Here is a 2,316-nt window from a genome sequence, read left to right as displayed (position 1 = left end):
CTCTATTTTTAGAATATAAATCTTTAGCTTCAGCTGTTAGTTTAGATTCATCTATGTTGTTTTTAGTATAAGCTAGTAAAAAGTCTAAGCTTTGAACTATAGAACGAGCTATATCAAGTCTTTTTTCCTTATTTGGATATTTATCTTTACTTAAAAGATAATTAGCTAAAAACTCTGCTTTAGAGGCAGGATTATCTTTATCAATCTTTACATAAGCTTTTAATAAATCACTTAGTGTATTTATATCTACTGCATAGAATTTATCTTTTAATTCGGATATGATTTGATTGATAATATCTTCACTAATAATATCATCAGTATCTAAGGTGACATTTGGATCGTAAAATGCAGGTTTTAAAATAGTATTGGCTTTATCTTGAAAATCTTTATAAACTTCATCTTTATTACTATTGTTGTAAGTGTGAATATTTATTTTATCTGAAACATAACCATTATTAAAGTCATTCCAATAGTTTTGATCGGCTATTGCATTAGTTAAATCGTCTTCATGATGGTAGATGTGGATGTTATCAAATTGAATTTGGCTATCACCGCCAACATAGCCAACAAATTTTCCATTAGCCATTGTTCCATTTATAGTTGCACCTTCGTTAAAATACATATAAATATTTTTAAAAGTATGATCTCCTAAAATTTGACCAGCAAACCCACCAGCAAAAGACTCAACACCTTCTGCTGCATAACTATTAATATTTTCAATATTATTTAAAGAAATATTATCATAGTTTGAATCCCTGTCAAATATTACACCTGCAAACCCACCAGCAAAAGAAAATAGATGATGCGAATATGCGTTATTAATTCCAATATTATTTAAAGAAATATTTCTATATTGTCCATGAGATTGACCAGCAAATCCACCAGTAATAACTACTCCATAAGTTTGATTCTCAATATTTTTTATACTATTTAAAGATATATTTTCATATAATCCATCAAACAAATCTCCAGCAAATCCACCAACGTAAGAAGCAGCGGTGTTGTTGCTAATATAAATACTCTCTATTTTATCTATGGTTACATTATTAACTCTACCATTAGAAATGATACCAGCAAAGCCTCCTAAATTGAGCGTAGTAACTTTGCCGCTATTCATATTTTTAATATTATTAATAGAAATATACTCAAATGAAGAATTTGAAACAGCTCCAATAAAACCACCAACAGCAGCGCTATTGAGTCCAGTTACATCTATACCACCACCCATATAATCCACATTAATATTTTTAAAAGTAGCTCCACTTGCAATTGCAAATATACCTACATCAAATGTATGTGGCGTATTATTATCTCCTGTTATATTTATATTGATATTTTTTAAAGTAAATCCTTGACCATCAAAAATTTTATTAAATGACGCAGAATTTCTAATACCAACCATCATAGATGTACATTGTCCCGGAGCTATACAATAATTGGCATAGTTTTTACCTTGATTACCACCAAAATCTATATCATCTACTAATTTATAGGTGCTAAAGAAATCTCTCATGCTGTTTTTATTTTCATTCCACCCCTTAGCAAAGTGCCACCAATCTACATCAGAACCTATAGTTGCATGTTTTTCAAATTTATCTTTAGTTACTAGTTTTTTATCGCCTAAATTTATCTTATCTATATTGCTATATTCATCAGTCTCAAAATTAAGTCCTTTTTCACCATAGTTATAATAAGATGTAGTAGATTGTTGTAAAGATCCTTTTACATACGCACTAGCTATAATAGAATCTGATTTAATTCCATCTACTAATATATTGACTTCATTCCCTACTAAATGAATTTTTTCAGCTGTATTACCACTTGGATTTTTTAAAGCATCACCACTAACATTATCATTATGTTTGCCATTGATATGGCCACCATCTATACTTACCTTATTCCCTATAAGTAATACATTATTAGCATTAATATTACCCATATTTACTACATTACCTGCTTTTTGTGGCTTAAATACAGGGGAAAAGCTTAAACCATCATTGAAAGTTTTCATATTAGCAAATGCTGTCATCTCCCCATCACTCATCGACGAAGTCGAAGCCACAAAGCGATTAGCATTGATAGTTCCTGTTTTAGTAATGATTACCCCATTAGGATTAATTAAAAATACATTATTACCACCTGCATTTAATATACCTTCTATCATAGATTTACTAGTACCATGAGCAATGTTTAGGTAGTTTTTATCTTTACCTCCAAATTCTACCGTTTCGCCTTGACCTATACTAAATCCACCACCCCATTGTATGACTGAGTTTGTTCCATTACCATTAATTTGCATATGACCATTGCCAGAAG

At 30.2% G+C, this 2,316-nt stretch carries 1 protein-coding gene; it reads right to left on the bottom strand.

The window, feature by feature from the left end; genetic code table 11:
• The coding region (locus L8X24_RS07845) for a filamentous hemagglutinin N-terminal domain-containing protein (protein WP_263664332.1) at positions 1–2,316 on the bottom strand (2,316 nt) is incomplete at both ends.

Origin of the sequence: Campylobacter sp. CNRCH_2015_0814, assembly GCF_025772765.1 — a bacterium.
GTDB lineage: Bacteria > Campylobacterota > Campylobacteria > Campylobacterales > Campylobacteraceae > Campylobacter_D.
Note: the sequence above shows the minus strand (reverse complement) of the source record. Positions and strands in the feature narration are given on the sequence as shown.